2 protein-coding genes are annotated in these 3,278 nt (G+C 27.3%); both read right to left on the bottom strand.

Annotation, left to right across the window (positions count from 1 at the left end):
• Positions 1-472: 472 nt before the first annotated feature.
• Entirely contained in the window at positions 473-1,234 is a 762-nt protein-coding gene (locus B0A78_RS13875; RefSeq protein WP_014165644.1) for a cyclase family protein, read from the bottom strand.
• Positions 1,235-1,624: 390 nt separating this feature from the next.
• Positions 1,625-3,016, bottom strand: coding sequence for a hypothetical protein (locus B0A78_RS13880; RefSeq protein WP_065213305.1), 1,392 nt, complete (start codon positions 3,014-3,016; stop codon positions 1,625-1,627).
• Between the last annotated feature and the right edge of the window lie 262 nt (positions 3,017-3,278).

Below are 3,278 nucleotides of genomic sequence, written 5' to 3' on the forward strand. Positions count from 1 at the left end.
TAAATATTAGTATTAGGTGTATAAAATATTGTTCATATAATTGAGTGTTTTTGTTTTTTGTTATTTGTTATTTTATTAAAACAAGGTCCTCTATTATATTTTTTTTACAAGTCCTAGATGTATTCGTTTATCTTTTTTAGAAAAGAACACTTATCTAAAAAATAGATTGATTGTTTTGACTATTGATTAATGGTCAAAAAGCGTAATTCGTTTTTTGAGTTAAGTATAACTCTTACAATAAATAGGGTTTAGCTGAAGGTAATATTTAACAGAAAAAAAGACAACATAGTACTTAGGATTGATCCTTTTATAACAGAGGACAATCCTAAGTAAAGGCTTTTAAAAAAACGTCCTTTTTATATAAATTTTATTAGAAATAAAACGTATGGGGCAACAACCAATTATCTACTAATTATGTTTGTAATAGATTCAGATTTTATGGGGAATTTAAGAGTAGATAGGTGTAATTATTTTATTCTAATATAGCAACAACTCTTGATGGTCCTGCTGAAGCGCCTTTTAATTTTAAAGGGAAACAAGCAATTTTGAAACCTGTATAAGGCAATTCATCTAAATTAACTAACTGTTCCATGTGACAATATTCATGATCTACTCCTACTAGATGCCCTTCCCAAAAAATATCGCTTCGATTATTTTTTTTTGCTTGTTCTATTTGGTAAGGCAAGGGTAAATCCCAACCCCATTGATCAATTCCCATTACTTTTACTCCTTTTTGGATTAAGAATAATGTGGCTTCCGCAGACATCCCTGTTCCTTTTTTATAATAATTTTTGTCGTATATATATTTATCACGACCTGTTTTTATTAAAACTATATTTCCTGGTTGAATATTTATTTGTTGTTGGTTTAGAAAATTTTCGATATCGTTTTTTGTTATTATATCAAAGTCTTTTTTGTGTTTCATGTCTATAATAACGCCATTACCATAGCACCATTCTAATGGTATTTGCTCAATCGTTTTAGCAGGTTTTCCCTCACAAAAGGGACCATAATGATAGGGTGCATCTAAATGAGTCGTAGCATGTACGCCTAATTGTTTAATCATATCATCAGCCCATCCGGTAAAATGTTTCGGAAATAAATTAAAGGGTAACCCAAACAATCTTATAATCCATTTTGATTTTTTGTGAGGTTTATGTTTGATCTTAACTTTCATAAAGAAAGGATCATTAGCGTTTTGATAAATTGTTTTGGATAGATCAATTATTTTCATGTTTATTTTTTTTAATATTAACCAGAAGATAATAATTATAAAATGGAATTAGTATGGTATCTTTAATATAAATACCCTATATGATATAGTAAAAAAGTATTTCCTAAGTACTTTTTTAGATTTATTTGGCAAAACGATCTATGATTCGTTAGAATAGTCTCTTAAAAAGGTACAACATTAACTTTTAAAAGATAGAAGGATTGGGAATATTTCACTGAGGCTGTCGAAAAAAATATCCTCTTTATCCTTCCGACCAAAAGGGAAAATCGTATTGATACTAACCATGTGTTTTCTTCTAATGGTGAAATGATAACGAACCGCTAAGTTATTTATTTTCAAACAGCCCCGTAAAATTGATTTTATATATTTAAGAGTATTTGTATTGAAATCTTATAATTCAATTTCGATTTCTCTTTTGAGATTTTTTAAAGATTGCTCGTTAACATTATATAATTCTAATTCTACAATTAATTTTCCTTGTTTTTTGACGGCTGAGTTTATTTGAAAATAAGGATTAATTAATAATATATCTTGATGAAGTACTCTTGTACTTATAGGTAATAAGGCTTCTACTGAAATATTATATTGAGTTGCCTCTCCATTTCGCAGTTTTAATGCTAATTGATTATCTGGTAAACGAATAACAGAACTTCCTCCCAGTGTATTAATAATATTATCTTTTCTGATAACTCCAAATTGAGCCATTTTTATCCAACGATGTGATGTTTTTTTTACTTTTTCTAGAACGTTACCATCAGGAGTATTTATTAAATAACGTATCATATATTGGTTTAATTCACTTGTTGTTTGAGCAACTAATTCTTTAGATAAGTCAGACAATGGTTTAAATCCTTCAAAATCATATTCAAAATTGGCTAATTCAACATCATTTTTTGTTAACAAAGATAAACGACATGATATAGAATTCTCGCTTCTGTCTAAATTTTTACTATTATCTACTAATTCTAAATTAAAATCGTCTGATACATTTGTTAAATCAGCATAAAAATCTCCAAAATATTCAAAAGTCCCTTGAACGTAGTATTTTTTTATTTGATCTTTATTTAGGCTTACCTTTGTTTTATAATACACGTTCTTATCAAAAGATAACCTAATATAGTTTCCTACTGTATTTTTATATTTTATTCTAAAATTAAACGCTCTATCTGTATAGGTTACTTCTACGATTTCTGTGTTTTTCAGATCCTCAGGAGTAAATTTATAGAATTTTCCTGAGGGTGGATTACTTGAATATATATCTACCCATTTACTTAAGTATTCCATAGTAATGAGATCTTTTTTATTTAATCGATAAAAAGCATCAAAATCTATACCTGTCAATTCTTCGGGGTTTTTTTCAAATTCGGGTTTCCAACTTACATTAGCTCTACTTAGCATGTATGAATCATGGGGCTTTTGAACAAAATTAGAAAATGTATATGCTTTTGAAAAAACTTTTGTAGCAAATTTCCCAGAAACTTTCACTGTAATTATCCCTTGTTCAACATCTTTTTTTTCTATTATTGCTTCCTTTACTGATAATTCTTTAGCCTCAATCTTCTTTGATTCTCTTATTGTTGTTATATTATTAGCCGCCTTATCAATATCTTGTGTAGATTCTATATCAAAATATTTCATTAACTCCTCTTCAGTCGGATCTACTGATACAACCACATCAGTAGTCATGTTTGTTTTATCATCCGGTTTTAAATCGTTTAGCTCTTTATCTTTACTACAAGACAGCAATAAATTAATCGAAAGAAGTAAAATCATTTTTTTCATAACGTAATATTTTTTTAAAATTTATTTAGATTTATTTTAAATTAAATCCAAAAAGAGTCAGCAAATATAATGCCAAAAATTAAATAATAAAACTTTTTTGTTTAATTTTATTTAACAAATAGAAATATAAGATCTTTCCAGTACTATTTTTATATCGCTATTATCGATAAAAGGGTTTGCTATTATTAATTTATTTGCTGTTTTTAAAAGATTTAATAGCCAAAAAAGTTGGTAAAACAACTGTTATACCATTTAAACTTAA

The organism is Flavobacterium columnare NBRC 100251 = ATCC 23463, from assembly GCF_002530675.1.
In the GTDB taxonomy this organism is placed as follows: domain Bacteria; phylum Bacteroidota; class Bacteroidia; order Flavobacteriales; family Flavobacteriaceae; genus Flavobacterium; species Flavobacterium columnare.